Genomic DNA, 25,827 nt, shown 5'->3' with positions numbered 1-25,827 from the left:
AGCCTCACCTTCGTCATCCACGGGCGAAGCAAGGAGCGTAGCGACGCGGCGCAGACCCGAGGATGACGAAGTGATTGATGTCTACGCCAATCGTCAAGGCATGCGGTCCGCCAACGAAACAGCCCCTCACCGATACCGCGCCTGATTCCATTTGTGCCCCAGCAGCGACAGGATGATGATCAGCCCGTTGAAGAACTGCACATAGAAACCGCTCAATCCCGCCGCCACGACGCCGGTCTGGATGAAGGACACGGTGACCGCGCCGATGGCGCCGCCGACGACGGTGCCGATGCCGCCCCAGGTCGGCGTGCCGCCGACGAACACCGAGGCCAGCACCGGCAGGAGATAGCCGTCACCGGCGGTCGGCCACCAGGTGAAGTTGATCATCACCGAGAAGGTGCCGGCGATCGCCGCACCGATGCCGACGAAGACGAACACTTTCACCCGCACGCGCTTGACGTCGATGCCCATCTGCTGGGCGCTGTCGGGATTGTCACCCACCACCCTCACCTGCGCGCCGAAACGATGGCGGTTATAGAGCATCGCCGACAGCACGACGAAGCCGATGGCCCAGAAGATCTGCACCGGAATGCCCAGGAGCTGGCTGGAGAAGATCGTGTAGGCCCAGCTGTCGCTGAGGCTGGTCAGCGCCATCGACTTGCCCTCGTTGATGATCTGGATCAGGCCGCGCAACAGGAAATTCATGCCCAGCGTGGCGATCAACGACGACAGCCCGCCATAGACGACCAGCGAGCCTACGAGGAAGCCGAGCAGCATGCCGGTGACGAGTGCCGCGGCGATGCCGAGAAACGGATCGTAACCGGCCTGCACGACCAGCGCGAAGACCCATGAGGCGAAGCCCATCGTTGCCGGAAACGACAGGTCGATCTCGCCGCAGGTGACGACGAAGACCAGCGGCACCACCACGAACAGCGCAACGGGGAGCGTCGTCAGCACCGAACGGTAGAGATACCAGGTGGTGAAAACGGTCGGGTTGGCGATCAGGAACACCGTCATCATGACGATGAACACGGCGAGCGTGCCGAGCGCGGCACGGTTGTCGAGGATGAAGCCGCGCATCCAGTGATCGGATGGGTGCCTCCATTCCTTCTGAGAACTGGGACGGGGAATGCCGGAGGACGGCTCGTGCAGGTCGGGCTCCATGGTCTTGCTCATCGTGCTCTCTGCTCCGCGTCGCCGGCATCGTGCAGCCCGGCCAATCCGCCGGGATGCGCAACCTCTTCCATGAAGTTGATGAGGTCTTCGGCCGACTTGACCTCGCTGCGGTCGGTCGTCAGTGCGATCCTGCCGCGATCCAGCACCACGAAGCGGTCGGCGATGTCGAAGACATGATGGATGTTGTGGCCGATGAACAGGATCGAGCGGCCGCTCGCCCGCACCTGGCGCACGAAATGGAATACCTTGGCGGTTTCGGTCAGCGACAGCGCCGTCGTCGGTTCGTCGAGGACGATCAGCTCGGCCTGCTTGTAGATGGCGCGGGCGATCGCCACGCCCTGGCGTTCGCCGCCCGAAAGCTGGCCGACGATCGACTGCGGCGTGAACACTTTCGAGGTGAAGCCGATCTCGCGCATCAGCCGGCTTGCCTCCTCGATCTCCTTGTTGACCCTGAGAAAGCCCAAGAATCCGGTCAGCTCGCGGCCCATGAAGATGTTGCGAACGATGGTCTGCTGCACGGCCAGCGCCCGGTCCTGGAACACCGTCTCGATGCCGGCTTCGCGGGAACGCGCCGCGCTCCACCCGGTCACCGGCTTACCACGCACGAGGATTTCGCCGCTGGTCGGCTTGACCACGCCCGAGAGGATCTTGATCAGCGTCGACTTGCCGGCGCCATTGTCACCGAGCAGGCCGACCACCTCGCCGCGGTCGACGCTGAGATTGACCCCGCCCAGCGCATAGACCTGGCCATAGGACTTGCTGATGTCGCGCAGTTCGATGAGGCGTTCGGCCATCGGATGCTCGCTTTCATTGTCTCGTGCCGGCGTCGTCGCCAGCGGTCCCGCCGGCCGGGGCCTGAGATCCCGGCCGGCGGCTTGGGAGGTCAGCGCAGCGCCTGCTTGGCGAGCTCGGCGACGATCTCGTAATTTTCGGGCGTGACGAAGCCGGCGCCGGTGTCGACATTCATCGGCGCCAGCCCCAGCACAACCTGCTGGCAGAGGCTGAGGATCGGCAGATAGCCCTGCAGGAACGGCTGCTGGTCGGCGGTCAATTGCACCCAGCCACCCTTGAAACCCTCGACGATCTGCGGGCTGGTGTCGAAGCCGAAATTGAAGATCTCGCCCGCCTTGCGCCCGGCCGCCTGCATATAGGTCGAGACATTGCCGAGCATCTGCCCGCCGGGATAGCCGACCGCCTTGACGTCGGGATTGTTGAGCAGCGCCGCGGTGATCACCGGAATGGCCAGGTTGGGATCGGACGCCCATTCGCCGCTCGGCGGTGAGGACAACTGGATGACCTCGACGCCGGCTTCCTTGAGCGCCGCCACCGTGCCGCGTTCGCGCGCGCCGCGACTTTCGTTTTCGAACGGGCCGATCATGATCGCCTTGTCGCCGGCCTTCAGCTTGCCCAGTTTGAACGCCTCGGCGCCGAGCGCGCGGCCCTGCTGTTCCTGCTGGGCGCCGACATAGCCGCCGCCGAACGCTTCCACCACCTTCGGCACAGGCACGTTCTGGTACATCATCTTGATGCCGTCCTTGTGCGCCTGTTCGGCGAGCGGCATGATTGATGCGTCGCCCGGATGGCCCATCATGGCGATGCCGTTGGGCTTGACCGCGACGGCCTCGCGCAGTTGCTGCACCATCTTTTCGATGTCCCACTGGGAGAAGATGTAGTCGACCTTCGGCCCCAGATCGGCCTCTGCCTGCTTGGCGCCGTTGTAGACGATGGTGCCGAAAGCGTCGCCCTCGGCGCCGCCGACGAAGAAGCGGATGTGGACGTCCTTGCACCATTTGGCGTCGAGCGCCTGCGCGGGCAAGGTGGAGATCGCAGCGGCAAGCACCGTGGCGGCGGCCACGACGGTCGAGCGCAGAACTGTCCTTCTCATCGTCATGCTCATGCACTTATCCTCCCTTTTTGTCCTCGCAAGCGAGGGGTTTCGACATTCGCTTCGGCAATGTGCGTTGCAGACATCCCGGCCGGCTCCTCCCGCCGGCCGATCCTCACATCGGGTTCGGCAGGTAGCTGGCCCCTCCCCGGCATTGCTTGAGATATTCCAGCGCCCGCACCTGCCCGGTGATTTCGAGATCGCCTCGATAGACAGGGTCGTGCCAGCCTTCGATGTCGATGGCGCCCTTGTATCCGGCCAGCCGCAATTCGCTGATCACCCGCGTCCAGTCGCTGTCGCCGAAGCCCGGCGTTCGCATCTGCACGAAGGGCAGCCGGCCGAACACGCCATGCTCGCGGATGACATCCCAGCGCACCGTCGCGTCCTTGCCGTGGACATGGAAGATGCGCGGCGCCCATTTGCGGATCTGCGGCATCGGATCGATCAGATAGACGAGCTGGTGGCAGGGCTCCCATTCCAGCCCGAGATTGTCGTCCGGCACTTCGTTGAACATCAGCTCCCAGGCGTCCGGATTGTGGGCGATGTTCCAGTCGCCGGCGGCCCAGTTGCCGTCCATCGCGCAGTTCTCGAAGGCGATGCGCACGCCCTTGTCGGCGGCGCGTCTGGCCAGCGGTCCCCAGACCTCCTTGAAGCGCGGCAGGCTGTCGGTCAGCTTCTTGCCGCGCAGGCGGCCGGTGAAGCCGCTGACCATCGAGGTGCCGAACAGATGCGCATTGTCGATGACCGTCTCCCAGGCCTTGAGCACGCCGCGATCGACCTCGCCGTCTTCCAGCGGATTGCCGAACACGCCGAGCGAGGACACGGTGACGTCGGCATCGCCGATCGCCTCGCGGATCTGGCCGGCCAGCCGCGGCAAATCCTTGCCGCCCAGCGTCTGCCAGAAGAAGGGCTGGATGCTCTCGAAGCCGAGCGGCAGGATCTGCTTGATGTAAGCCGCCGGGTCGTCGAGATTGGCCCGCACCATGGTGCCGATCCGGATGTCGAGAAGCGGGTTCGGCGTCATTGTGCTTCCTCTGCGATTGTCACGCGGCGGCCGGTCTCGGCGCTTTCGATGGCGCCAAAAACCATGGCCAGGCTCTTGATGTTGTCGCCGCCGCGCGTTTCCGGCTCGGTGCCGGTCTCGATGGCGTGCATGAAATCCTGGAGAATGCCGAGATGGCCGCCGACGCGATCGGACGCATCGAGCGGCGGCACCTCGATCGGCTGGGTTTTGTCGAACATTCCCTCGCGGCCCGGCATCACTGCTTCTGCCCTCAAATCGTCATGACCGTCCCAGATGAGGCTGCCGCGCTCGGCAACGATGCGCCATGCACTTTCCCAACTGGTGCGGAAGCCGGCCGCGCACCAGCTGCCGGCGTAGGTGAAGACCTTGCCGTCGCCGAGATCGAAGACGGCGCTGGCCGAAGATCCCTGCCTGTACCAGGAACTGGCCGGCTCCCATTCCTGGCAATAGACGCCGGCCGGCTCGCCATTCACCATGTAGCGAGCGGCGTCGAAGGTGTGGATCGCCATGTCGAGCAGCAGCACATGGGCCATCTCCTCGCGAAAACCGCCGAAATGCGGCGCGACGAAGAAGTCGGCGTGGATGCTGGTCGGCGCACCGATGGCGCCGGAGTCCAGGAACCTCCGGATGCGCCTGACATTGGCGACATAGCGGCGGTTCTGCACGACCGCATGGATGCGCCCGGCGCGGCGCGCGGCCTCGACGATGGCGCGCGCATTTTCCGGACTGTCGGCGAGCGGCTTTTCCGTCAGCAGATGGCAATTGTGCGCAAAGGCGGACAGCGCGACCGCGCGCCGGGCGGCGGGAACCACGACATCGAACACCGCTTGCGGTTTGATCTGATCGAGGACGGTATCGAGGCTGCTGCCGATGACGGCATTGGTGAGGCCGTATTCGTGCGCCCGCGCCCGTGCCCTGTCGGCATCGAGATCCACAAGGCCGACAATGGCGAGCCCGTCGACTTGCTGCGCGGCATCGAGCCAGGCCTTGCTCATCGCTCCGCAGCCGACCAGGACGGCATTGATCATCCGGCGCTCCTCCTCCGCTCGGTCCCTCCAGACCGATCGTCACGGCATCCACGGCATGACCGTAAACGTTTTTCCGTAAACGTTTACGAGAACACACCCGAAGGCGTAGAATGTCAATTGGCCGCTCGTGAAAATCGTCCTGTCGCCTTGGCCTGAGCGGCTACCGGTGCTAGCCAAGCAAGGGGAGTACAGTCACTTGGCATCCAGCATTCATGACCTTGCCCGTCACCTGAACATTTCGATCGGCACGGTGTCGCGGGCGCTGAACGGCCGCGCCGACGTCAATGCCGACACGCGCCAGCGCGTGCTCGAGGCGGCCAGGACGCTCAACTATTCGCCGAACCAGTCCGGCCGCAGTCTGCGGCAAGGCGCCACCCATTCGATCGCCTTCATGCTGCAGCCGCATCCGGGCGACCAGCAATATGGCGAGCCGTTCTTCATTCCGTTCCTGATCGGGCTGCAGGCCAGGCTTGCGGAAAGCGGGCTCGACCTGACCGTGGTCATGGGCGCGCCGGGCGACTACCAGCAGGAGCGCCTGCGCCGCGTCGTCGAGACGCGCCGCGCCGATGCGGTGCTGCTGGCCTGGACGCGGCGCGAGGATGAACGCATCGACTATCTCACCCAGGCCGGCTTTCCCTTCGCCACGCTCGGCCGCAGCCGCTCCGAAACCAAGTCCTACCCTTCCCTCGACCTCGATTTCGAGAAGGCCGGCGCCGACGCGGTCGACCGCCTCGTGGCGCGCGGCCACCGCCGCATCGCCGCCGTCCGCCCGTCGCTCGACCTTAATTTCGGCTATCTGTTTTTGGTCGGCTATCGCAAGGCCTTGCGGCGGCACGGCATCGAGGTAGACCCCGAGCTGATCGCGTCCGGCTTCATCAACGAGGCCGGCGGCTACGGGGTGACGCCGCAGGTGATGCGCTCCAAGGCTCCGCCGACCGCCATCATCTTCAACAATGACGCGATGGCGCTGGGCGGCTGCAAGGCGCTGGCAGAGATGGGTATCAGGCCGGGTCACGACATGGCAGTGACCGTCATCGTCGACACGCCGCTCTGCCGCTATTTCTCGCCAGCCCTGACCGCCTTCCGCCCGGCGCTGGAGCCGATGGGACAACGGCTCGCGGAAATGCTGCTGGCGTCGCTTCCCGCCTTCGCCGGCCCGGAGGGTCCGCGGATCATCCGCGAGGTCTGGCCGCTGGAACTGGTCGCGCGCGACAGCGATTAATCGCAGCAGCAGGACCTGGCGAATTTGTCAAACGCTGAGCCAGGGTGTGTTGAGATTCAGGTCAGGCCGAGCCGAAAATGATGGCTTTTGAGAACCGGAGCGGAGCGGACATTCGGGTCCGTGAGCACCGGAAGCGCAGAAAGCCGTCGTTTGCAGGCCGGCCTCACCTGAATATCGACATACCCTAGTCCACCTTCTTCTCGCCCCGCTCCCCGGCCTTGACGATGTCGCCCGTGGTGAACAGGATTTCCTTCAGTTCCGCGCGCCAGTCCTTCTTCTGGCGCAGCAGGAATTCGAGATCCATGCCGAAATGCTTGAACTCCTCGCCCTGCGCGTTCTTCATGATGGCGCGCGCCTGCGGGTCCTTCTCCACCGACATGCGCTGTTCGTACCAGCTGATCGCTTCCGCCTCCTCGATCAGCGAGGTGATCATGCGGGCAAAGGTCCGCACCTCCTGCGACAGTTCTTCAGGCGGTTCGTGATACTGGTCGAAACCCATGTCGTCCTCCCCTCAAACAGCACACCGGTGCGCAGTGCACCGGCCGCAGCCTTGAATGCGCGGGAGGCGCTATAGGTTCCGGATCACGCCACAACCAGGGCGATCAGCGGGAGCCAGCCTCAAGACACCGGCGCTGCTCCGCCCTCTGCCGTGCGCCGCGCGATGAACTCGTCCAGCACGCCTGATGTGGCGACGGCCGAGGTCGGCGGCGCGAAATCGGCAAGCACCCGCCTCCAGACGCCGGTGGCGCGCTCGCTCGCCGTCTTCGAGCCGCTTTGCGTCCAGTTGCCGAAATTCGACCAGTCGGCCACCAGCGGTTCATAGAAGGCGGTGCGATAGCGCGCCATGGTGTGGCCGGCCGAGAAGAAATGCCCGCCCGGCTGCACCTCGGCGATAGCTTCGAAACCAATCGTGTCGGTGTCGCCGGGCGTCGCAGCACAAAGTTCAGCCACCGTCTGCAGCGCCTCGATGTCGGTGATCAGTTTCTCGAAGGAGACACTGAGGCCGCCCTCCAGCCAGCCGGCAGCATGGATGCACATCGTCGCCCCGGCCAGCACCGAGCCCCACAGCGCGAACTGCGTCTCGTGCGCGGCCTGCGCGTCGGAGATGTTGGCCGCACTGCCGCCGCCGGACCGCCAAGGCAGCCCGGTGAAGCGCGCCAGTTGGCCGGCGCCCAGCGTCGCCTTGACGTGCTCGGGCGTGCCGAAGGCGGGCGCGCCGGATTTCATGTCGACATTGGAGGAGAACGAGCCGTAGACGACCGGCGCACCCGGCCTCACGATCTGCGCCAGCGTCAGCCCAGCCAGCGCTTCGGCATGCTGCAGCGTCAGCGCGCCGGCGACCGTTATCGGCGCCATGGCGCCCGCCAGGCAGAACGGCGTGATGACGGAGAGCTGGCCCGCGCGAGCGAAATCGATGATGCCTTGCGCCATCGGAATGTCTAGCTGACGCGGCGAGTTGGTGTTGATGACGGTGTAGCAATGCGCGCTTGCCAGAAACTCCTCTTCCGACAAGCCGCGCGCCAGCCGCAGCATCTCGAACCCATCCTCGACTTGCGGCGTGCCGCGCGCGAAGACGAACGGGAGCTTGTCCGACAGCGTCAACTGCGCGCGGTTGACGGCATAGTGCCGAAAGCGGTTGTCGACATCCTGCGGTTCGATGCAGGGCCCCAGCATATGCAGCACATCGAAATGCTGCACCAGCCGCATCAGATCCTCGAAATCCGCCAGTGTTCCCGGCCGCCGGCCGCGCTCGAGATCGGTGACGTTCGGCGCCCCGCACCCGGCCAGGAAGGTCATCGAGCCGAGCTCCAGCGTCAGATCGCGGGCGCGCGAACCGGCGTAAGCGTGGATCGACTTCGGCGCCGAGGCAAGTGCCGCCGTCACCATGTCACGGCCGATGCGCACCATGTCGGTGTCTGGATCGACCAGGGCGCCGGCATTGGCAAAATGCTCACGCGCTTGCGGCAGCAGCACCTTGATGCCGAGCTCTTCCAGCACCCGCAGCGCCGTGTCGTGGATCGAAGCCACCTGGTCGTCCGAAAAGATCGGCTGCGGCAGGAACGGGTTCTTCAGCGAATGGTAATTGGGACGGCGGCTGCTTTCGCTGCCGGCCTCGCCCGTGCGTCCACGCCGGCGCTCGCGCCTGCCGTCCCGTGCCGCGTCATCGACCATCGGAAATCCTCCTCATTGCCGCATTGCCTTGCCCAGGGGATCGTGGGGCGAGGCCGCGACGACATGCGCCGGCCGTTCCTCACCTACGACATGCACGGAGAGCGCGGTGCCCTCGCCCGCGAAATCGCGGTCGACCAGAGCCAGCGCCAGGCTCTTGCCGACCGTATAGCCATAGCCGCCCGAGGTGACGAAGCCGACGCGTCGGCCCTGATGCCAGACAGGCTCAAAACCGCTGGCATCGGCGTCGAGCGCATCGATTTCCAGCGTCACCAGGCATTGGCCGCTGCCGGCCTCCCGCTGTTTCAACGCTGCTTCGCGGCCGATGAAGTCGCTCTTGCCGAAAGCGATGAAGCGGTCGAGACCGGTCTGGCCCGGCGTATAGCCTTGCGTGAATTCACGCGACCAGATGCCAAAGCTCTTCTCCAGCCGCAGCGCATTGAGCGCATAGTAGCCGATTTCAGCAAGGCCCAGATCCTCGCCCGCAGCCAGCAGCGTGTCGCGCAGAGTGGCGTGCATGGTCACGGGGCAACTGATTTCGAAGCCGAGTTCGCCCGCGATCGACAGCCGCGCCACACGTGCCTGCACCATACCGATGTCGAATGCGCCACAGGCCATGAACGGCAATGCTGCGCCGGAAACATCCTGATGCGTCGTGCGCTCCAGAATCTCCCGCGCATTCGGCCCCGTGAGCAGGAAGCCGCTCATCGTGTCGGAGAGGTCGGCGATGGTGACGCCCTCCGCCGCATGGCTCTCGAACCAGCGCATGTGGAATTCCCGGAGATAGTAGGAGCCCATCAGCCAATAAGAGCCGCCGCCCCAGTTGAAGACGGTGAGGTCGCCCTTCAGCCGTCCGTCATGGCCGAGCATCGGCGCCAGGCCGGCCCGCCCCGGCTTCGGCAATCGGCAGGCGAGCAGCCGGTCCAGCCACGCCTCCGCACCCAGCCCCGACACCGCATAGCGCGCATAGGCCGAGATATCGACCAGGCCGGCGGCGCGCCGCACCTGCAGCGCCTCCTCGCCGACGATGTCGAAGGCGTTGGAGCGCCGCAGCGTCGTGTTCTCGGCAAATCCCATCGGCGCGAAATAGGCCGGGATTTCCAACCCCCAGGAAGCCGTCCATTCGCATCCCGCCGCGCTCATGCCGTCATAGGCGCCGGGGCGTTTCAGCGGCCGGCCGGCGGGCAGCCGTTCATTGGGAAAGGTCATGACGAACCGGCGCGAATAGAACTGGCGCGTCGTCTGCCTGAGATATTCGCGGTTGGCGGCGAAGGCACCGTAGCGAGCGATATCCATGCCGAAGATGTCGGCCTGCGATTCGCCGAAAATCATCCATTCGGCCAGCGACTTGCCGACGCCGCCGCCCTGGCTGAAACCGGCCATGACGCCGCAGGCGACCCAGTAGTTCTTCAGGCCGCGCACCGGCCCGACAATCGGATTGCCGTCCGGCGTGAAGGTGAAGGCGCCGTTGACCCATTTGCGGATACCGGCCGTCGCCAGGCAAGGGAAGCGCTCATGCGCCTTGGCGAGTTCCGGGCTGATGCGGTCGATGTCTTCCGGGATCAGCTCTATGCCGTAGTCCCACGGCGCTCCGTCCATGTTCCAGTGCTTTGGGTTCTGCTCATAGACGCCAAGCAGCACACCCTTGCGCTCCTGCCGCAGGTATGAAAAGCCGTCGAGATCGACGGCGATGCCGATTTCCCTGTCAAGTGCTGCGATCTCCGGAATGTCATCGGTGATGAAATAGTGGTGCTCCATCGGCGTCACCGGCAGGTCGACGCCGGCCATGCGGCCGAGCTGCTTCGCCCACAGCCCGCCGGCATTGACGACATGCTCGGCGATGAGGGTGCCCTGCTCGGTGATGACGTCCCAGCGCCCGTCGGCACGTGCTTTCAGCTCGACGACCCGGTTGCGCAAGATGATGTCGGCGCCGCGCTTCTTCGCAGCACCCGCATAGGCATGCGTGGTACCGTACGGGTCGAGATGGCCTTCGTTGGAATCATGCAGGCCGCCAAGAACACCGTTGACGTCAACGATCGGGCAGATCGCCTTGATCTCGTCGGGCGTGACCAGGCGCGCGGTCTCGATGCCGACCGACTGGAACACGGCCCAGGCTGATTTCAACCACTCCCAGCGCGCGGGATCGCTGGCGATGTTGACGCCGCCCGTCATGTGCAGGCCGATATCCCAGCCGGATTCGGCCTCGATCTCCCGGTAGAGATTGATGGTGTAGTCCTGCAGCGCCGCCACGTTGGGATCGGCGTTGAGCGCATGGAAGCCTGCCGCCGCGTGCCAGGTCGAACCGGCCGTCAGTTCTGCGCGCTCGATCAGCGCCACATCGCTCCAGCCGAACCGCGTCAGGTGATAGAGCACCGAGGCTCCGACCACGCCACCTCCGATGACGACTGCGCGGTAGTGCGACTTCAAGGCTTCCCCTCCACGGTTGGTCCGAAGACTGGAGCATATATCCACTGGACATAAGTGTCCAGTGCCGGCGCGCGCATCGTTTTTCGTCGACCGCCGGCATGCACTGCGCGCTGTCACGCAAGCATCATGTTCGCGCCGTAGACCGCATTTCGGGGAGGCTTGCGCAGCATCATCGATGTCGCACCTCTTTCAGTTTTTCGTCCCGCGGCCGCTCCGGCACATCCGTCACAAAGAGGATTATCCATGAAGCACCTGTATCGACCCGCGTCGCTTGGCGTCGCGCTGGCCTTGTTCACCGCCTTGGCGCCGGCGCTCGCCGACAGCACCGCGACCGTCGGCGGCCTCGTCAACAAGGGGCTGGTCGGCGTCGGCCGCATCCCGGCCGCTCAGCGCGACAAGTTCGGCGAGACCTTCGGCTCGGGTTCCGGCATGGCGATCGACGCATCAGGCTGGACGCATGACACCGCCGGCTACAGGGGTTCGCTCTGGCTGTTGCCGGACCGTGGCTACAATGTCGTCGGCACCACCGACTACCGGCCGCGCCTCAACACGATCGCCATCGAATTTGCTCCGGTCGCACCGGGCGCGGCACCTGCTGCCGGCCAGGAGCAGACGGGCGTCAGGGCAACGCTCGCCGACACCATGCTTCTCACCGACGACAAGGGGGCTGATGCCACAGGCCTCGACCCACTCAACGGCGTGCGCGCGGCAAGCGGCGACATGCCGATCCTGCCGCAAGCCGACAATGGCAAGCTGGCGCTCGACAACGAGGCGATCGTGCGGCTGCCCGATGGTTCGATGTTCATCTCCGACGAATACGGCCCGAACATCTATCGGTTTTCCGCCGACGGGCATCTGCTGTCGGCAACCCAGCCACCGGCCGCCTTCGTGCCGATGCGCCACGGCACGCCGAACTTCGCCTCGGACAATCCGGGACCCGGTGCCGCCGAGCCCGATCCGAAGGACCCCGAGACCGGCCGCCAGAACAACCAGGGCCTGGAGGGAATGGCGATGACGCCGGACGGCAAGTTCCTGATCGCGGTGCTGCAATCGGCGCCCCGGCAGGATGGCGGCGATTCGCCCGCGACGCGCCAGAACACGCGTGCGCTGGTCTATGACGCGTCCGACCTCGCCCACCTCAAACTGGCGCATGAGTATGTCGTGCCGTTGCCGGTGTTCAAGGATGCCAAGGGCAAGACCAAGATCGCCGCGCAGAGCGAGATCGTGGCGCTCTCCGACAAGACCTTCCTGATGCTGGCGCGCGACAGCGGCAACGGCCAGGGGCTGAAGGGCGACACCTCGCTGGTGCGCCAGATCTTCGTCGTCGACGTCTCGGCCGCGACCGACATCGCCGGCGGCGCCTTCGATGCCGCCGACAAGCCGCTGGCGCCCAAGGGCGTGCTCGACCCGTCGGTGATGCCGGCCAAGCTGACGCCGTTCATCGACATCAACGACAAGGGCGAACTCGGCCGCTTCGGCCTGCACAATGGCGCGCCGAACGACAAGAACAACCTGTCGGAGAAGTGGGAGGCGATGTCGGTGGTCAGCGTTCTCGATCCGAAGCTGCCCGACGACTACTTCCTGTTCGTCGCCAACGACAACGACTTCCTCGCCCAGGACGGTTTTCAGGTCGGCGCACCCTACAAGGCGGAAGACGGCGCCGATGTCGACACCATGTTCCTGGTCTATCAGGTCACGCTGCCGGGTCTCGCCAGGAAGTAACCACCACTGCCCAGGCGGGCGCGCTTGGCGCGTCCGCTGGGGCTCGCGGCTGGGCATGAACGAAGCAGCGGCTTTCAGTGCGGCGCGTTCGCAAGGGTGCATCTCGGTCCCGCCTGCGATATCATCGTGGACTGGATCCAAATCACCATCCGCCGAGTTGCCCGCCATGGACGAAAAAATGCCCGCGCGCCGGCGCACCGGCGACCTGACCAGCGGCCCGATCCCGCGCACGCTTCTGCTGTTCGCCCTGCCGGTGCTCGGCTCCAACGTGCTGCAGTCGCTCAACGGCTCGATCAACGCCGTCTGGGTCGGCCGTTTTCTCGGCGAATCGGCGCTGACCGCCACCTCTAACGCCAACCTCGTCCTGTTCCTGATCCTCGGCACTGTGTTCGGCATCGGCATGGCGGCCACCATCCTGGTGGCCCAGTCGGTCGGCGCCCGCGACCTGCCTGAGGCGCGCCGCATCGTCGGCACCAGCGCGACGTTCTTCTTCCTCGTCTCGGTTGTCTTCGCGGTCTGCGGCTGGATCTGGGTCGACGCCATTCTCAACACGCTCGGCACACCGGCCGACGCCTTGCCGCTGGCGCGCTCTTATCTGCGCATCATCTTCGTCGCCGTGCCGATGATGAACCTTCTGTCCTTCGTCATGACCGTGCTGCGCGGTGCCGGCGATTCACGCACGCCCTTCTTCTTCATGGCGCTGGCCGTCGTCCTCGACATCGTGCTCAACCCATTGCTCATCGCCGGCATCGGACCGTTTCCCGAACTCGGCATCGCGGGCTCCGCCACGTCCACGCTGATCGGCCAGACGGTAAGCGTGATCGCCATCCTGATCGTGCTCTATGTGCGCAAGCATCCGCTGCGGCTGGCCGGCGCCAACCTCGCTCTGCTGCGGCCCGATCCCACCTTGCTGCGCATCGTCGTCTTCAAGGGCGTGCCGATGGGCCTGCAGATGATCGTCATTTCGGCGGCGGCACTGACGGTGATGGGCATCGTCAATTCCTACGGCTCACAGGTCGCCGCCGCCTACGGCATCGCCGCCCAGCTGTGGACCTACATCCAGATGCCGGCGCTCGCCATCGGCGCCGCGGTGTCCTCGATGGCGGCACAGAATGTCGGCGCCGGGCGCTGGGACCGGATCGGCCGCATCGCCGCCTCAGGCGTCGGCTTCAACCTCGTCCTGACCGGCGCACTGGTTGCCGTGCTGTCGGTTTTCGACCGTTCGGTGCTGAGCCTGTTCCTGAGCCGCGACAGCGCGGCGATCGACATCGCCGTCCACATCAACAATGTCGCCTCGTGGTCGTTCATCCTGTTCGGCATAACCATCGTGCTGTTTGCCACCGTACGAGCCACGGGTGCCGTGATGCCGCCGCTGATCATCCTGGTCATCTCGGTGCTGGTCGTGCGCACCGGCTTTGCCTATTTCATGCGTGGCGTGATCGGCGAGGAAGCGCTGTGGTGGAGCTTCCCGGCGGGTTCGATCAGCTCGCTTGTACTGGCGGCGGCCTACTACCGTTTCGGCCGCTGGCGCACCACGCACATGATCGAGGACAGGCCGGCCGCCGGCGAGCCGCCGGACACCGGTCTTGGCGTGCCGCGCGGACGCGCGCATCTTTCGCCTGAAACACCGAACGGCTGAAGCCAACCCGGTTCCGCTGGACCGCTCCAGGCCCTCAACGCCGTTGTTGTTTCAGCCCAAAAGCCAGCGCCACCAACGCAAACACCACGATCATGCCGGCGAACGCCAGGCTGGCAGCGACGGGACTGGCATAGGTCGAAACGATGCCGATGCCGATGACGGGCAAGGCGTTGCCGACAAAGCAGCAGATGAAGAAGCTGGACACCACTTCGGCGCGACGATCCTTGGGCGCGATCTCGTTCACCACTTGCAGGCCGCCACGGTAACCAAGCGCCGCCGCAACGCCGCAACAGGCCGTCGCAGCAACCATCAGTGCCATCGAGGCCAATATCTGCGCCGCCATCACCAACGAGACGCTTGGGGTCATCAATGCCAGCGCAGCCAGCATCGCCTTGTTGCTCTTCATGTGCATCAGAACGACAATGCTGATCGCGGTGACGATCGCCAGCTCGAAGAACAGCGCGCCGGCGACGGCATGGTTGGTCTCATGCAGCTGCTGCGCCAGGATGCTCGGCGCCAACGCGGCGTAGAACCCGACCAGCGCCATCGCGCCGAAGCCGGTCACCGCCGGCGCGACGAAGCGCGCACGGATTTCCTCCGGGACGGAAAGTCGCGGCCGCAAGGAGATCCGCCCGAGGCCGCCCGGCTTCGCCACCGTTTCGCGAATGCGCCAGACCAGGATCGTCACCACCACAAGTGCTGCCAGATAGACGATGAAGATCAGCCGCAACGGCCATGGCTCGTATTCAGCCAGAAATCCCGAAATCAGTGCGCCGAGGCCGAGGCCGAGGAAATTGGTGCTGGTGGCAATCACACTGGCGCGCGACTTGTCCGCGCCGGGAAAAAGCTCGGCAATCCACGCGGTTCCGGTCCCCGCGCCGACGCCGATGCCAAGCCCGCTCAGGATGCGGGCGACGTCGAGCGAGACGACGTTTACGGCAAACAGGAAGACAAGCGCACTGACGATGGCGACGAGCATGGCCGCCAGGCTCGCGGGCCGGCGTCCGACAATATCGGAGACGCTGCCCAACATCAGAAGTGCCGCCAGATTGCCGACGACATACACGGCGTAGATCAGCGTCAGGGTGATTTGTGAAAAGCCGAATTGCTGCTTGTAGACGATGTAGAGCGGCGTCAGCACCGTGCTGCCGGCAAACAGCACCGCAATCATCGCGGCGACGGTGGGGATTGCGAGAGCATCGCCACCTGCCCCTTCGTGCGTATGCGCAAAATCGCGAATGGCCATGGCCAACCTCGTCACCACTTTCGGGGATCGAGGGTCTAACGCGGTTTCATCCACGACGTTCCAGCCGGCAGGCAGGCTCCTGACAGCACGGTGGACATTGCTTGAGCGGGATGTCCGCCGGCTGAACAGGCTCGGATCGGGGCCAGCGGCTCCGATCCGTCATCTATCGTTCAATCGGTCGGCGTTACCTGCAAGCAAAGCCGGGCGCGATCTTGCACTTGCCGGGACGCGGCCTGTGCGGCGGCCGATGGTGCGGAGGACGGTGCGGCTTGTGCCAGTGTGGCGGCCGATGCGGCGGACGCACGATGATGATTGGCGGGCGAACGATCTGGGTGCGTTCAAGATAACCGGCGCTGGCCCAGCCGCTCACGCCGCCGCCATGGATTCTACACCAGCCCGGCTGGCAGCCGGTGACATTGACTCTGAAGCCGGCGGGCAGCGTTCCCACTTTGGCGTATCCCGCTCCCGGCCCGCTGCGGACGTTGAGGTTGGTCGAGGTGTGAGCGCTGTAGGCGAAGGCCGCGGCGGACGTCCCGAACACCGCGGCCAGGATGGTCGCGGCCACAAGCAAAAAACGAAATCTCATCAGTCCCCTCCATTCGAATCCCGGCCGTTCACCTGCTTCGGCCAAGACTGCCCTGCAAGAGGAGCGGCCAAGCCAAGAAAAGTCAACAGGTGGGCGGCCGTAACCGTCCTGGCCAGCGGGACTGATGCCGGATTTTCCTTGGACATGGTTGAGGAATTTCGCGGTTGCCATTTATTGGCTCCTCAACATCCGCTAGCGTTACTCTCTTTCGACAATTCATCGCGGGCAAAGGTGGGATCCATGGGCAAAGGCAGGGTCGAGGCATTCACCGATGGCGTCGTGGCTATCATCATCACCATCATGGTGCTTGAGTTGAAAGTGCCGCATGGCGAGGATTTCTCCGCCTTGGTGCCGTTGTGGCCGATCTTCTTCTGCTACGTGCTGTCCTTCATCAATGTCGGCATCTACTGGAACAATCTGCACAACATGTTCCACACCGTTCAGCGGGTCGACGGGCGCGTGCTGTGGGCGAACCTCAATCTGCTGTTCTGGCTGTCGCTGATGCCGGTGACCACAGCCTTCATGGGCGAGAACCACTTTGCGCCGGTGCCGGTAGCAGTCTATGGCACCGACCTCGCGCTATGCGCCATCGCCTACACCATACTCGCCGCCGCGCTGCATCGCCTGCACGGCAATGATACCGCCTTTGCCAAGGCGCTGGGTAATGACCGCAAGGGGAAGCTCTCGCTGGCTGTCTATATCGTGGCCGTCGTGCTGACCTTCGTCAGCCAGTGGATCGGCGTCGCGCTCTATGTGCTGGTCGCGATGATATGGCTCGTACCGGATAGGCGCTTTGCGCGGGTGATCGAAAAGTAGCTGTCTTCACACATTTTCAAGGTAGAGCGCTGCACGGCTTTCCCAAATTGCCCTACTTGCGCATCGCTTTCAGTTTTTCCGCCACCGATGCAGCGAGGTCGGCATAGAGCTCCTCCAGCCGTTCCGCGGCCTTGATGATCGAGAAATCATGGCCGAATTTTTCCAGCGCCATGCGCAGTTTCTCGACGAACTCGGCTTGTTTCTCCAGCGCGGAAAAGAGTGTCTTCACCTGCGCTTCGCTGATGTCGGGATTGGCCAGCATCTGCGGCACCTCGCGGCCCATCTGGTCGCCAATGGCGGTCTGCTCCTTCAGAATTGCAACCCAGTCCGTCAATCAGGAACCTCCGTTTGTCCCCAGGCCTAAATCTCTTTTGCGGGGACAAGGGGCAACATGCGCAGCCTCGGCCGGACTGGTCAACCGACAAGACGAGCAGAGGCTTGCACCGGCCCATTCCGGCGCTAAGTTCGGCGCCATCGAACAAGGAATCCATTGCCCATGATCACCGACGCCGAGATCCAGACCGCCCTGCCCGCGCTTGCTCCAGGCAATGCCGCCGTGATCACCGGCGCTGCCAGCGGCATCGGTCTGGCGGCCGCCAAGCGGCTTGCATTGCTAGGCATGAAGATCGTGCTGGCCGACATTGGCGGCGCGCGGCTTGACGACGCCTCGCGCGCCGTTTCCGCGATTGCCGGCGACGGTGCCGTGCTTGCCGTCGCCGCCGACGTTTCGAAGGCGGATGAGGTGGACCGTCTCGCCGAGAGGGCGTTCGGCGCCTTCGGCGGCGTGTCGCTGCTGATGAACAATGCCGGCGTGGGCGACAACCCCGGAAAGCCGTGGGAAAACCGCGATGCCTGGAAACGGCTGCTGGACATCAATTTCTGGGGCGTTGTGAATGGCGTGGAGGCCTTCGCGCCGCGCATGCTGGCCTCGGCCAGGCCGGGTCTGATCGTCAACACCGGCTCCAAGCAAGGCATCACCACGCCGCCCGGCAATCTTGCCTACAATGTCTCCAAGGCAGGAGTGAAAACCTTCACGGAAGGCCTGGCGCACGCGTTGCGCAACGAACCCGGCGCCCATGTCGCTGCCCATCTGCTGATCCCCGGCTTCACCTTTACCGGTCTGACCGAGGGTGCGACGGAAAAACCGGCCGGCGCCTGGACCGGCGAACAGGTTGTGGATTTCATGCTGGAATCCCTGACCAGGGGAGATTTCTACATCCTGTGCCCGGACAATGAGGCGGCCCGGCCGCTGGATGAAAAGCGCATGGCCTGGGCGATCGGCGACATCATCGAGAACCGCCCCGCTTTGTCGCGCTGGCATCCGGACCACAAAGGCAGTTTCGCAGCCTTCATGAAAGGCTGATCTTCAGGCCGCTTGCTTTTTCGACCCGCGCTTCTGTGCCACGGCCTTCTTCGCCGCGATGTCGGCGATCTGTTCGTCATGCCGCTTTGCCGCACGCTCGCATTTGGCGCGGATTTCCTCGACTTCGGATTCGGTCAGATGCTCGATGCCGATGAAGTGGTTGTGGCCCTTGCCGACCCGGATCAGTTCGTCGAGCTTGGCCTGGATCGCCGCGCCGTCGCGGTTCTGAGTGTTCTGGATCAGGAAGACCATCAGGAAGGTGATGATGGTCGTGCCCGTGTTGATGACGAGTTGCCAAGTGTCCGAAAAGCCGAAGAACGGACCGCTCACCCCCCAGGCGATGATGATGAGGCAACAGACGGCGAATGTCGGCGGCAGGCCGGCTATGCGGGCGACCCAGTTGGCAACCTTGGTGAAATGCTTTTCCATCTATCGAAATCCTCGACGCTGCGGCGCGATGAGAAACAATCAGCGACCGCTTCAGGTTCCCGATGCGAACAAATACCTCAGGTACAATTGCCTACACGCATAGGGAGAATAGTCTGGAAAACACACCTTATGGGTTCAATGCCACAGTACTCCTGCAGGCAAGAGTGCCTGTTCCTTCCGCTTCACAGCGGTTTACCTCCAGCCCCTTCCGCTGCGCCACCCCCGCATGGCGGAAGGGGTTTCAGTCCGGAGAGCGCGGAGCATGGTTTCCCGAAAGCGCCGACCGGCAGAAGGACAGACGGTCGCTCCACTTTCCCGCAGATTGCTTGGCAGCGCCGGCCTAGGCCTGCTGATGGCCTGCGCGGCCGTGACCGCCAGGGCAGAACCATCAACAGCACCGGCTGCCGAAATAGCGACCGATCCGACAATCACCGGCAGTCTCGAAAGGCATTGGACCAACAACGCGCTGGACAGCGACCATGCGGTCAAGGACTGGTACACACTGTTGCGCGGTTCGCTGCAGCAGCAATGGGGCGACAACGACGCCAACGCGAAATTCAGCGCGGACTTCCAGGTAACGCATTACGACAAGACGTCGATCGAGGACGACCGCGGATTGTCGCTGTCGGCCGAGGCCTTCCGCCGGCTCGGCCCGGGTCTCGAACTGAGGGGATCGCTGAGCTATCGCGTCTCCAGCACCGGCGACAATCTGGATATCGGCCCGCTGACGCTGGGTACGCGGGAGTTCAAGCAGGTCTTCGGCGCCCAGACACAACTCGGCATCGACCTCGGCAACGCCACATCGCTGATCCTCGAGGCCGCCGACAGCTACGAAAAGCTCGGCGCGACGCATTTCCAGGAAGATCTCATCTTGCCGGCGAAGCTGCATGCCGACCGCAATCTCTTCCAGTTGGCGGCTCGGGTCACCCGGACAGTTGGCCAGCTTGCCTTCGGCGCGTCCGCGTCTGCGCTCTTCGCCAGCGTCGAGGAAATCGGTTACCCGCCGCTGTTCCTGTCGTTCAACGCCTATACGCTGCGCGCCGAGGCGGCCTACAAGGCCACCGACGGTTCGACGCTCGGCGTGGCGCTGGGTGCGCAGTTCCTGCGTGGCGCCGATAACATCTACCAGCGCTGGCGTCCGACCTGGCAAGTCACCTTCGGCAAGCCTCTGCCGCACGGCTTCGAGCTGCGCGGCACCTATTTCGGCCGCTACGAAACGTCCGAAACCGACGACCCCCTGGCTTCGTGGCTGCAGCGCGCGGAACTGGAACTTGGCATGAAGGTGCGCGAAAACCTCGGCATCGCTTCCGGCATCTTCTATGAGCTCAAGGACAATTTGCTCTACGAGAACCAGGAGCGCCGCAAGGGCGTCTATGCCGAAGCGACGTACAACGCGACCAAATCGATGGCCATTGTCGTTCGCGTCGACGTTTCCGAGACCTTCAAGACCGTGATCGACGAGCGCGAACACACGGTCGATGCATTTGTGGGCCTGCGGGCGAAGATCTAGCTCATTCCCGCGCTTGACTGGGTAGGCCCACAAGCGGAGGCAGGAGGGTGTTGAAGACCCTCCTGCCCACGACACGTGACATAAGGATGCCCGTGACTTTCCTGCTCAGTGACGGCCGCCCAGCTTGTAGCTGTTGCCGCCAAGGACATTGACGCCGATACCGCTGAGAACGCCGGTAAGGACGTTGGTCTTGTTGCCGTTCAGAATGCCCTGGACGACATTGCCGCTCAGGATGTTGTTGCCACTCAGGATGCCATTGAGCGCGGTCACCTGGCCGACACCGATGGACGGCGACACATTGATCAGGCTACCCGAGCTACCTCCCCAGCCGCCGGCATAGGCGCCGACAGTCGAGAACGAAACCATAGCAGCGGTGAGTACAAAAGCGAACTTCTTCATGACTTCTCTCCATTGTTGCTAGTAGTGTTTTCTTCGACTTCTTACGACTTACCCCCGAAACGAGTAGTGCATTTTGCCGAAAGTCTTGCAACCTTGGAGTGTTTAATTTCACGGATACAATCCGTTTTCCATTTCTTAACTTTAATATTTTACGTTAAGAAAATTGGTTACCGTCGACGTCTTGAGCTGGTCAGACGGCGTCGTTTTCCCAACGATCGAGGAATGCTTCGATCGGCATTGCCTGCATGTCGGGAACCGCTCTGGCGAGCTTTTCGACCGGCCAGTTCCACCAGGCGAGAGCTTCGATCCGCGCCGCGATATCCGGAGCGAAGCGTGGCCGGAGAGCCTTCGCCGGCACGCCGGCGACGATCGCGTAAGGCGGCACATCACGCGTCACCACTGCGTTGGCGCCGACCACCGCGCCATTGCCGATGGTGACCCCGGGCATGATCACCGCGCCGTGGCCGATCCAGACATCATGGCCGATGGTCACGGCTTTCGCCTGCCGCCGTTCGCGGAAGGCGGCATCGACGCCCAGCCAGCGAAAATACTCGTTCGGCCGGTAGCTGAGCTTGTGCTGGGTCAGCCGCTCTATGGGATGCTCCAGCGCATTGATGCGGCTGTTGGCGGCGATCGAGCAGAATTTGCCGATCGTCGTGTAGATCGCTTCCGAATGGCGTTCGAAATAGGAGAAGTCGCCGACGGTGACCTCGCGAAGCACCACCCGCTCGCCGATCGAGGCATAACGCCCAAGCTTGCACGCCTTCAACTCCGCGGTCGGATGGATGCGTGGCTCGGGGTCTTTCGGGACGAGATCTTCGGAACGGTCCATGCCGGCGGCTTTACCCCTAGGCGATTGGTCCCGCAAGCGGGGCCAATCGTCCGTCAGATCGTTTCCCGGCAAGGATTCGCCCAGGCGATTGGTCCCGCAAGCGGGGCCAATCGTGCGCCCGGGAAGGAACTGAATCGCCTATTGCGGCTTGCCTTTGCTCCACACCACGTTCTGGCCGTAGAGCGGCACGGTGGTGACCGACATTTTCGCCGAGCCGTTCTGCACCTGGCGCGAATGCGAGAGATAGATCAGCGTCTCGTTGGCCTTGTCGTAGATACGGTTCACCACCTGCTTCTTCCAGATCAGGCTGATGCCTTGCTTGAACACTTCCTCGCCGCCCTCGCTCATGTCGATGTCGCCGATGGTGATCGGGCCGGTCTGGCGGCAGGAGATCGAGGAATCGGACGGATCCTCGAACCAGTTGCCCTTGTGCAGGCGATCGATGATGCCGCGATCGAAATAGGAGACGTGACATGTCACGCCCTCCACCTTGGGGTCCTTGATCGCCTCGACGATGATGTCGTTGCCGAGCCAGTCGACGCCGACCTTGCCGACTTCATCGGCCACGGCGGCCCCGGCACCTAGGACAACGCACGCGGCCAAGGCACCGCCGATCAGTCTTCGCCCAATCAGTCCGTGCCCAATCAGTCGTTGCAAGGGACCCTCCTGCGGTTCGAGTTGCCGGTCACAGGTGGGGCGAGCGGCCCGGCTTTGCAAGCAGATAGGTCGACACCGCAGCGGTTGCGGCAACGCGGCACTTTGCCTGTGCGGGGCCGAACCGCTAAGACTGTCACACAGGCGCGGCATTGAGCCGGCGCGACGATTTCTGCAGACGGACTTTTCTGATGATGCGTTCTATCCTGGTCGGTATTCTCGTCCTGATGGCGGCCGGCATCGGCTGGCTGACCTTCGACTGGTATCGCGGCCACTATGGCGGCGAGCCATTCGGGGCCGCCTTTACTCTGGTCGACCAGAAAGGCGCGCCGATCACCGAAGCCGCCTTCCGGGGCCAGCCCAGCGTCGTCTTCTTCGGCTTCACCCATTGCCCCGAGGTCTGCCCGACCACGCTGTTCGAACTGGCCGGCTGGCTGAAGACGCTCGGCGACGACGGCAAGAACCTGCACGCCTATTTCGTATCGGTCGATCCGGAGCGCGACACGCCTGAGGTGATGAACGCCTATGTCAGCAATTTCTCCGACCGTATCGTCGGCATCACGGGCGCTCCGGACAAGGTCCATGCCATGGCCAAGTCGTTCGGCATCTATTGGAAGAAGGTCGACACCGGCGACGGCGACTACACGATGGATCATACCGCCTCGGTGCTGCTGCTCAACGCCAAGGGCGATTTTGCCGGCACAATCGCCTACGGCGAAAGCGCCGATACGGCCATCGCCAAGCTGAAGCGGCTGGCGGCGAAAGGCTGATTACCATTTCATGACCCAGACGCGCCTTTACTTCACCACCGGAAAGATCAAGTCCGTCAGCATTTTCGCGGCGCTTGAGGCGGCCTTCGAGGAAGAGGGGCTGCCGATCGCCGTGCTGGAGGTCGACGAGGACAAGGACATCCACGAAGTATCGCTCTATGCCGATGGCGACATCGATGCGGTCGAGACCCGCTTGAAGGACATCCTTGCCGGCCTTTCCCTGTCGAAGCCGATCGAGCGCGAGCCCCTGCCCGACATCGACTGGGTGGCGCATTCGCTGGAAGAGCTGAAGCCGGTGCGTGCCGGACGTTTCTTCGTCCACGGCGCACATGACCGCAGGAAACGCCACAGCGGCGAACTCGCCATCGAAATCGAAGCCGGCCTCGCCTTCGGCACCGGCCATCACGGCACCACCGCCGGCTGCCTGGAAATGCTGGAAAGAGTGGTCCGGCGCGAACACCCGCGCAATGCGCTCGACCTCGGCACCGGCAGCGCGGTACTGGCGATCGCCGTCGCCAAGCTGGCGCATATTCCGGTGCTGGCCACCGACATCGATCCGGTGGCGGTGCGGGTGGCTGCCGCCAATGCGCGGCTCAACCACGTCAAGGCACTGGTGGAAACAGCAACCGCGCCCGGCTTTCACCATCCGATCTTCGGCACGCGCGCGCCCTTCGATCTGATCGTCGCCAACATATTGGCGCGGCCGCTGATGCGGCTGGCGCCGCAAATGGCCCATCATATCGCACTTGGCGGTTCGATCGTGCTGTCGGGCATCCTCGAGCGCCAGCGGGACGCGGTCATCTCGGCCTATGTCGGCCAGAATTTCCGCCATGTCAGAACCTTGCACCGCGAGGGCTGGGTGACGATCCACCTGAAGCATTAGACCGGCACCGACCGAGCCCGGACCAAATTCCCCCAGTTGTCAGTCCGGCGATGCTGTAGCAGGTTGCGCGCAGCCGGAAATCGATTCCGATTTCCGCGACCGTACGCTACGGTTGCGCGGACATGCAGGAGGCCCACCATGTTCCAGACCTTCGATTCCGCGGGCGACCCGGCCGTCGGCAAACCGCGCGTGGCGCTGCTGCGCCAATGGCTTGAAGCCAACGGGCTGGACGGCTTCATCGTCCCGCGTGCCGACGAGCATCAGGGCGAATATGTCGCCGATCGTTCGGCGCGGCTGAAATGGCTGACCGGCTTCAGCGGCTCGGCCGGCGTCGCCATCATCCTGCGCGACCGCGCCTTCGTCTTTGTCGACGGGCGCTACACGCTGCAGGTGCGCAGCGAGGTCGATCTCGACGTCTTTTCAATCGAAAGCCTGGTCGACAATCCGCCGGCTGTCTGGCTGAAAGACAATCTTGGCAAGGGCGCACGGCTCGGCTTCGATCCATGGCTGCACACGATCAGCGAGGTCAAGGCGCTGCAGGCCTCAGTCGACAAGAACGGCGCCGTACTGGTGCCGCTCGACAAGAACCCGATCGACATCATCTGGAAGGATCAGCCCGACGCGCCGGTGGCCCCGGTCGAGCTCCACCCGATCGGCTTTGCCGGCGAGCTCGCCAAGGACAAGCTGGCGCGGCTGGCGGCGGCGATCGCCAAGGACGGCGCCACCCATGCGGTGCTGACCGACCCCTCCTCCATCGCCTGGGCCTTCAACATCCGTGGCGGCGACGTGCCGCACACGCCGCTGGCGCTCGGCTTCGCCATCCTCGCCGCCGATGGGTCGCACCAGCTTTTCATGGATAAGCGCAAATTCTCGCGCCAGGTCGCCGCCTACCTCACCCAGCTCGCCGAGCCGCATGAGCCCGGCGAATTCGAAGCCGCGATCACAGCGCTTGCCAAGAGTGGCGCGAAAATCGCGCTCGACCCGGTGCTGGCGGCTGACCGGCTGCGCATGCTGGTCGAGGACAATGGCGGCACGGTGATTGCGGCAGCCGACCCCGCCCGAATCCCGCGCGCCACCAAGAACCAGGCCGAGATCAACGGCTCGCGCGCCGCGCATCGGCGTGACGGTGCGGCCGTGGCGAAGCTTCTGTGCTGGCTGGAGCGGCAAAAACCCGGCTCGCTCGACGAGATCGCTGTCGTCACCAGGCTGGAGGAACAGCGCCGGCAGACCGGCGAGGAAACCCAGATGCCGCTGCGCGACGTCTCCTTCGACACTATTTCGGGCGCCGGCCCGAACGGCGCCATCATGCATTACCGCGTGTCGCGCGCCACCAGCCGCAAGCTGCAGGCCGGCGAGCTGTTCCTGCTCGATTCCGGCGCGCAGTATCAGGACGGCACCACCGACATCACGCGCACCGTGCCGATCGGCCAGCCGACGCAGGAGATGCGCGAACGCTTCACCCTGGTGCTGAAAGGCATGATCGGCATTTCCACCTTGCGCTTTCCCGCCGGCACGCGCGGCTCCGAGATCGATGCCGTCGCGCGCATGGCGCTGTGGAAGCACGGCTGCGACTTCGCCCACGGCACCGGCCATGGCGTCGGCTCGTATCTGGCCGTGCATGAAGGCCCGCAGCGTATCGCCCGCACCGGCACCGAAAAGCTGCTCGAAGGCATGATGCTGTCCAACGAGCCCGGCTACTACAAGGAAGGCTCCTACGGCATCCGCATCGAGAACCTGATCCTGGTGACGCCGGCGCAAGAGATCGAGGGCGGCGACATCGCCATGCACGGCTTCGAGACGCTGACGCTGGCGCCGATCGATACCAGGCTGGTGCAGTCGGACCTTCTGACGCGTGACGAGTTGCATTGGCTGGACTCGTACCACGCGCGCGTGCTGGCCGAGATCGGCCCGATGCTCGACGGCGAAACGCTGGCCTGGCTGGAGAAGGCCACCGCGCCGCTGCCGCACGACGCGAAGATTTGATTTTTCTGAGGCGCCGAGGGCGTGTCGAGATTCAGGTCAGGACGAGCGAAAACGATGGGTTCCG

Annotated in this window: 24 protein-coding genes; 9 read left to right on the top strand and 15 right to left on the bottom strand. The window is 64.2% G+C overall.

All coding sequences use genetic code 11. The features are described 5' to 3' along the window. Positions 1 to 126: 126 nt before the first annotated feature. The 5 genes from AC0NIL_RS16445 to AC0NIL_RS16425 form a co-directional block, all read right to left on the bottom strand. Positions 127 to 1,176 carry an ABC transporter permease gene (locus tag AC0NIL_RS16445; RefSeq protein ID WP_027160618.1) on the bottom strand — a complete coding sequence of 350 codons (1,050 nt, stop codon included), beginning with the start codon at positions 1,174 to 1,176 and terminating at the stop codon, positions 127 to 129. Continuing rightward, positions 1,173 to 1,970, bottom strand: a complete 798-nt coding sequence (locus AC0NIL_RS16440; protein WP_127369457.1) for an ATP-binding cassette domain-containing protein — start codon at positions 1,968 to 1,970, stop codon at positions 1,173 to 1,175. Before AC0NIL_RS16440 ends, AC0NIL_RS16445 begins: the two co-directional genes overlap by 4 nt. Positions 1,971 to 2,059: 89 nt before the next feature. After that, positions 2,060 to 3,073: a substrate-binding domain-containing protein gene (locus AC0NIL_RS16435; RefSeq protein WP_013530992.1), complete on the bottom strand. Its 1,014-nt coding sequence runs from the start codon at positions 3,071 to 3,073 to the stop codon at positions 2,060 to 2,062. Positions 3,074 to 3,176: 103 nt separating this feature from the next. Beyond that, positions 3,177 to 4,085 carry a sugar phosphate isomerase/epimerase family protein gene (locus AC0NIL_RS16430; RefSeq protein ID WP_013530991.1) on the bottom strand — a complete coding sequence of 303 codons (909 nt, stop codon included), beginning with the start codon at positions 4,083 to 4,085 and terminating at the stop codon, positions 3,177 to 3,179. Further along, on the bottom strand, positions 4,082 to 5,113 hold the full coding sequence (locus tag AC0NIL_RS16425) for a Gfo/Idh/MocA family protein (RefSeq protein ID WP_027160620.1): 1,032 nt from the start codon (positions 5,111 to 5,113) through the stop codon (positions 4,082 to 4,084). The genes AC0NIL_RS16430 and AC0NIL_RS16425 overlap by 4 nt, the downstream gene beginning before the upstream one ends. 196 nt (positions 5,114 to 5,309) lie before the next feature. Between AC0NIL_RS16425 and AC0NIL_RS16420 the strand changes: the two genes are divergently transcribed. Beyond that, a complete protein-coding gene (locus tag AC0NIL_RS16420; RefSeq protein WP_473572019.1) occupies positions 5,310 to 6,335 on the top strand; it encodes a LacI family DNA-binding transcriptional regulator in 1,026 nt (341 codons plus the stop codon). Positions 6,336 to 6,519: 184 nt separating this feature from the next. On the opposite strand, the gene AC0NIL_RS16415 is transcribed toward AC0NIL_RS16420, so the two are convergent. The 3 genes from AC0NIL_RS16415 to AC0NIL_RS16405 form a co-directional block, all read right to left on the bottom strand. Beyond that, positions 6,520 to 6,834, bottom strand: a complete 315-nt coding sequence (locus tag AC0NIL_RS16415) for a ferritin family protein (protein WP_013530988.1) — start codon at positions 6,832 to 6,834, stop codon at positions 6,520 to 6,522. A gap of 119 nt (positions 6,835 to 6,953) precedes the next feature. After that, positions 6,954 to 8,507: a trimethylamine methyltransferase family protein gene (locus tag AC0NIL_RS16410; RefSeq protein ID WP_275952747.1), complete on the bottom strand. Its 1,554-nt coding sequence runs from the start codon at positions 8,505 to 8,507 to the stop codon at positions 6,954 to 6,956. Between the two features lie 12 nt (positions 8,508 to 8,519). Then, positions 8,520 to 10,931, bottom strand: a complete 2,412-nt coding sequence (locus tag AC0NIL_RS16405) for a GcvT family protein (protein WP_473572022.1) — start codon at positions 10,929 to 10,931, stop codon at positions 8,520 to 8,522. A gap of 243 nt (positions 10,932 to 11,174) precedes the next feature. Between AC0NIL_RS16405 and AC0NIL_RS16400 the strand changes: the two genes are divergently transcribed. Both AC0NIL_RS16400 and AC0NIL_RS16395 read left to right on the top strand, forming a co-directional pair. After that, positions 11,175 to 12,653: an esterase-like activity of phytase family protein gene (locus AC0NIL_RS16400; protein WP_473572023.1), complete on the top strand. Its 1,479-nt coding sequence runs from the start codon at positions 11,175 to 11,177 to the stop codon at positions 12,651 to 12,653. 166 nt (positions 12,654 to 12,819) lie between these two features. Next, positions 12,820 to 14,292, top strand: coding sequence for an MATE family efflux transporter (locus AC0NIL_RS16395; RefSeq protein WP_063168296.1), 1,473 nt, complete (start codon positions 12,820 to 12,822; stop codon positions 14,290 to 14,292). A gap of 34 nt (positions 14,293 to 14,326) precedes the next feature. On the opposite strand, the gene AC0NIL_RS16390 is transcribed toward AC0NIL_RS16395, so the two are convergent. Both AC0NIL_RS16390 and AC0NIL_RS16385 read right to left on the bottom strand, forming a co-directional pair. Continuing rightward, on the bottom strand, positions 14,327 to 15,538 hold the full coding sequence (locus AC0NIL_RS16390) for an MFS transporter (RefSeq protein WP_473572025.1): 1,212 nt from the start codon (positions 15,536 to 15,538) through the stop codon (positions 14,327 to 14,329). A 184-nt stretch (positions 15,539 to 15,722) separates the two neighbouring features. Next, the gene (locus AC0NIL_RS16385; protein ID WP_474047778.1) at positions 15,723 to 16,295 is read right to left on the bottom strand and encodes an SH3 domain-containing protein; all 573 of its coding nucleotides are present in this window, start codon (positions 16,293 to 16,295) and stop codon (positions 15,723 to 15,725) included. A gap of 69 nt (positions 16,296 to 16,364) precedes the next feature. Here AC0NIL_RS16385 and AC0NIL_RS16380 point away from each other — a divergent pair, with 69 nt between their 5' ends. Beyond that, entirely contained in the window at positions 16,365 to 16,940 is a 576-nt protein-coding gene (locus tag AC0NIL_RS16380) for a TMEM175 family protein (protein ID WP_013530981.1), read from the top strand. Positions 16,941 to 16,992: 52 nt separating this feature from the next. On the opposite strand, the gene AC0NIL_RS16375 is transcribed toward AC0NIL_RS16380, so the two are convergent. Continuing rightward, on the bottom strand, positions 16,993 to 17,274 hold the full coding sequence (locus AC0NIL_RS16375) for a hypothetical protein (protein WP_027160626.1): 282 nt from the start codon (positions 17,272 to 17,274) through the stop codon (positions 16,993 to 16,995). A 162-nt stretch (positions 17,275 to 17,436) separates the two neighbouring features. Between AC0NIL_RS16375 and AC0NIL_RS16370 the strand changes: the two genes are divergently transcribed. Continuing rightward, positions 17,437 to 18,303 carry an SDR family NAD(P)-dependent oxidoreductase gene (locus tag AC0NIL_RS16370; protein ID WP_473572027.1) on the top strand — a complete coding sequence of 289 codons (867 nt, stop codon included), beginning with the start codon at positions 17,437 to 17,439 and terminating at the stop codon, positions 18,301 to 18,303. Positions 18,304 to 18,306: 3 nt separating this feature from the next. Here the strand turns inward: AC0NIL_RS16370 and AC0NIL_RS16365 are convergent, their stop codons facing one another. Next, positions 18,307 to 18,732, bottom strand: coding sequence for a low affinity iron permease family protein (locus tag AC0NIL_RS16365; protein WP_013530978.1), 426 nt, complete (start codon positions 18,730 to 18,732; stop codon positions 18,307 to 18,309). Between the two features lie 262 nt (positions 18,733 to 18,994). Between AC0NIL_RS16365 and AC0NIL_RS16360 the strand changes: the two genes are divergently transcribed. Next, on the top strand, positions 18,995 to 20,242 hold the full coding sequence (locus tag AC0NIL_RS16360) for a hypothetical protein (RefSeq protein ID WP_013530977.1): 1,248 nt from the start codon (positions 18,995 to 18,997) through the stop codon (positions 20,240 to 20,242). Between the two features lie 105 nt (positions 20,243 to 20,347). Here AC0NIL_RS16360 and AC0NIL_RS16355 read toward each other — a convergent pair whose 3' ends face one another. From AC0NIL_RS16355 to AC0NIL_RS16345, 3 genes are all read right to left on the bottom strand, one after another. Further along, positions 20,348 to 20,641: a hypothetical protein gene (locus AC0NIL_RS16355; RefSeq protein ID WP_013530976.1), complete on the bottom strand. Its 294-nt coding sequence runs from the start codon at positions 20,639 to 20,641 to the stop codon at positions 20,348 to 20,350. Positions 20,642 to 20,831: 190 nt separating this feature from the next. Next, positions 20,832 to 21,473, bottom strand: a complete 642-nt coding sequence (locus AC0NIL_RS16350) for a transferase hexapeptide repeat family protein (RefSeq protein ID WP_063168299.1) — start codon at positions 21,471 to 21,473, stop codon at positions 20,832 to 20,834. A 138-nt stretch (positions 21,474 to 21,611) separates the two neighbouring features. Continuing rightward, entirely contained in the window at positions 21,612 to 22,130 is a 519-nt protein-coding gene (locus tag AC0NIL_RS16345) for a CreA family protein (protein WP_024501452.1), read from the bottom strand. Positions 22,131 to 22,318: 188 nt separating this feature from the next. Here AC0NIL_RS16345 and AC0NIL_RS16340 point away from each other — a divergent pair, with 188 nt between their 5' ends. From AC0NIL_RS16340 to AC0NIL_RS16330, 3 genes are all read left to right on the top strand, one after another. Continuing rightward, positions 22,319 to 22,897 carry an SCO family protein gene (locus AC0NIL_RS16340; protein WP_013530973.1) on the top strand — a complete coding sequence of 193 codons (579 nt, stop codon included), beginning with the start codon at positions 22,319 to 22,321 and terminating at the stop codon, positions 22,895 to 22,897. A 10-nt stretch (positions 22,898 to 22,907) separates the two neighbouring features. After that, positions 22,908 to 23,780 carry a 50S ribosomal protein L11 methyltransferase gene (locus AC0NIL_RS16335; protein ID WP_473572028.1) on the top strand — a complete coding sequence of 291 codons (873 nt, stop codon included), beginning with the start codon at positions 22,908 to 22,910 and terminating at the stop codon, positions 23,778 to 23,780. Positions 23,781 to 23,918: 138 nt separating this feature from the next. Further along, positions 23,919 to 25,763 (top strand): aminopeptidase P family protein, encoded by a 1,845-nt coding sequence (locus AC0NIL_RS16330; RefSeq protein WP_473572029.1) that lies wholly within the window; start codon positions 23,919 to 23,921, stop codon positions 25,761 to 25,763. Positions 25,764 to 25,827: the final 64 nt, after the last annotated feature.

The sequence above is a fragment of the Mesorhizobium sp. WSM1343 genome (assembly GCF_055901535.1).
Note: the sequence above shows the minus strand (reverse complement) of the source record. Positions and strands in the feature narration are given on the sequence as shown.

Bases quoted from the DNA above. Each gene is read 5' to 3' on its own strand.
- AC0NIL_RS16445 (WP_027160618.1), bottom strand. From the start codon at position 1,176: ATGAGCAAGACCATGGAGCCCGACCTGCACGAGCCGTCCTCCGGCATT.
- AC0NIL_RS16440 (WP_127369457.1), bottom strand. From the start codon at position 1,970: ATGGCCGAACGCCTCATCGAACTGCGCGACATCAGCAAGTCCTATGGC.
- AC0NIL_RS16435 (WP_013530992.1), bottom strand. From the start codon at position 3,073: ATGAGCATGACGATGAGAAGGACAGTTCTGCGCTCGACCGTCGTGGCC.
- AC0NIL_RS16430 (WP_013530991.1), bottom strand. From the start codon at position 4,085: ATGACGCCGAACCCGCTTCTCGACATCCGGATCGGCACCATGGTGCGG.
- AC0NIL_RS16425 (WP_027160620.1), bottom strand. From the start codon at position 5,113: ATGATCAATGCCGTCCTGGTCGGCTGCGGAGCGATGAGCAAGGCCTGG.
- AC0NIL_RS16415 (WP_013530988.1), bottom strand. From the start codon at position 6,834: ATGGGTTTCGACCAGTATCACGAACCGCCTGAAGAACTGTCGCAGGAG.
- AC0NIL_RS16410 (WP_275952747.1), bottom strand. From the start codon at position 8,507: ATGGTCGATGACGCGGCACGGGACGGCAGGCGCGAGCGCCGGCGTGGA.
- AC0NIL_RS16400 (WP_473572023.1), top strand. From the start codon at position 11,175: ATGAAGCACCTGTATCGACCCGCGTCGCTTGGCGTCGCGCTGGCCTTG.
- AC0NIL_RS16395 (WP_063168296.1), top strand. From the start codon at position 12,820: ATGGACGAAAAAATGCCCGCGCGCCGGCGCACCGGCGACCTGACCAGC.
- AC0NIL_RS16390 (WP_473572025.1), bottom strand. From the start codon at position 15,538: ATGGCCATTCGCGATTTTGCGCATACGCACGAAGGGGCAGGTGGCGAT.
- AC0NIL_RS16385 (WP_474047778.1), bottom strand. From the start codon at position 16,295: ATGGCAACCGCGAAATTCCTCAACCATGTCCAAGGAAAATCCGGCATC.
- AC0NIL_RS16380 (WP_013530981.1), top strand. From the start codon at position 16,365: ATGGGCAAAGGCAGGGTCGAGGCATTCACCGATGGCGTCGTGGCTATC.
- AC0NIL_RS16370 (WP_473572027.1), top strand. From the start codon at position 17,437: ATGATCACCGACGCCGAGATCCAGACCGCCCTGCCCGCGCTTGCTCCA.
- AC0NIL_RS16365 (WP_013530978.1), bottom strand. From the start codon at position 18,732: ATGGAAAAGCATTTCACCAAGGTTGCCAACTGGGTCGCCCGCATAGCC.
- AC0NIL_RS16360 (WP_013530977.1), top strand. From the start codon at position 18,995: ATGGTTTCCCGAAAGCGCCGACCGGCAGAAGGACAGACGGTCGCTCCA.
- AC0NIL_RS16355 (WP_013530976.1), bottom strand. From the start codon at position 20,641: ATGAAGAAGTTCGCTTTTGTACTCACCGCTGCTATGGTTTCGTTCTCG.
- AC0NIL_RS16350 (WP_063168299.1), bottom strand. From the start codon at position 21,473: ATGGACCGTTCCGAAGATCTCGTCCCGAAAGACCCCGAGCCACGCATC.
- AC0NIL_RS16340 (WP_013530973.1), top strand. From the start codon at position 22,319: ATGATGCGTTCTATCCTGGTCGGTATTCTCGTCCTGATGGCGGCCGGC.
- AC0NIL_RS16335 (WP_473572028.1), top strand. From the start codon at position 22,908: ATGACCCAGACGCGCCTTTACTTCACCACCGGAAAGATCAAGTCCGTC.
- AC0NIL_RS16330 (WP_473572029.1), top strand. From the start codon at position 23,919: ATGTTCCAGACCTTCGATTCCGCGGGCGACCCGGCCGTCGGCAAACCG.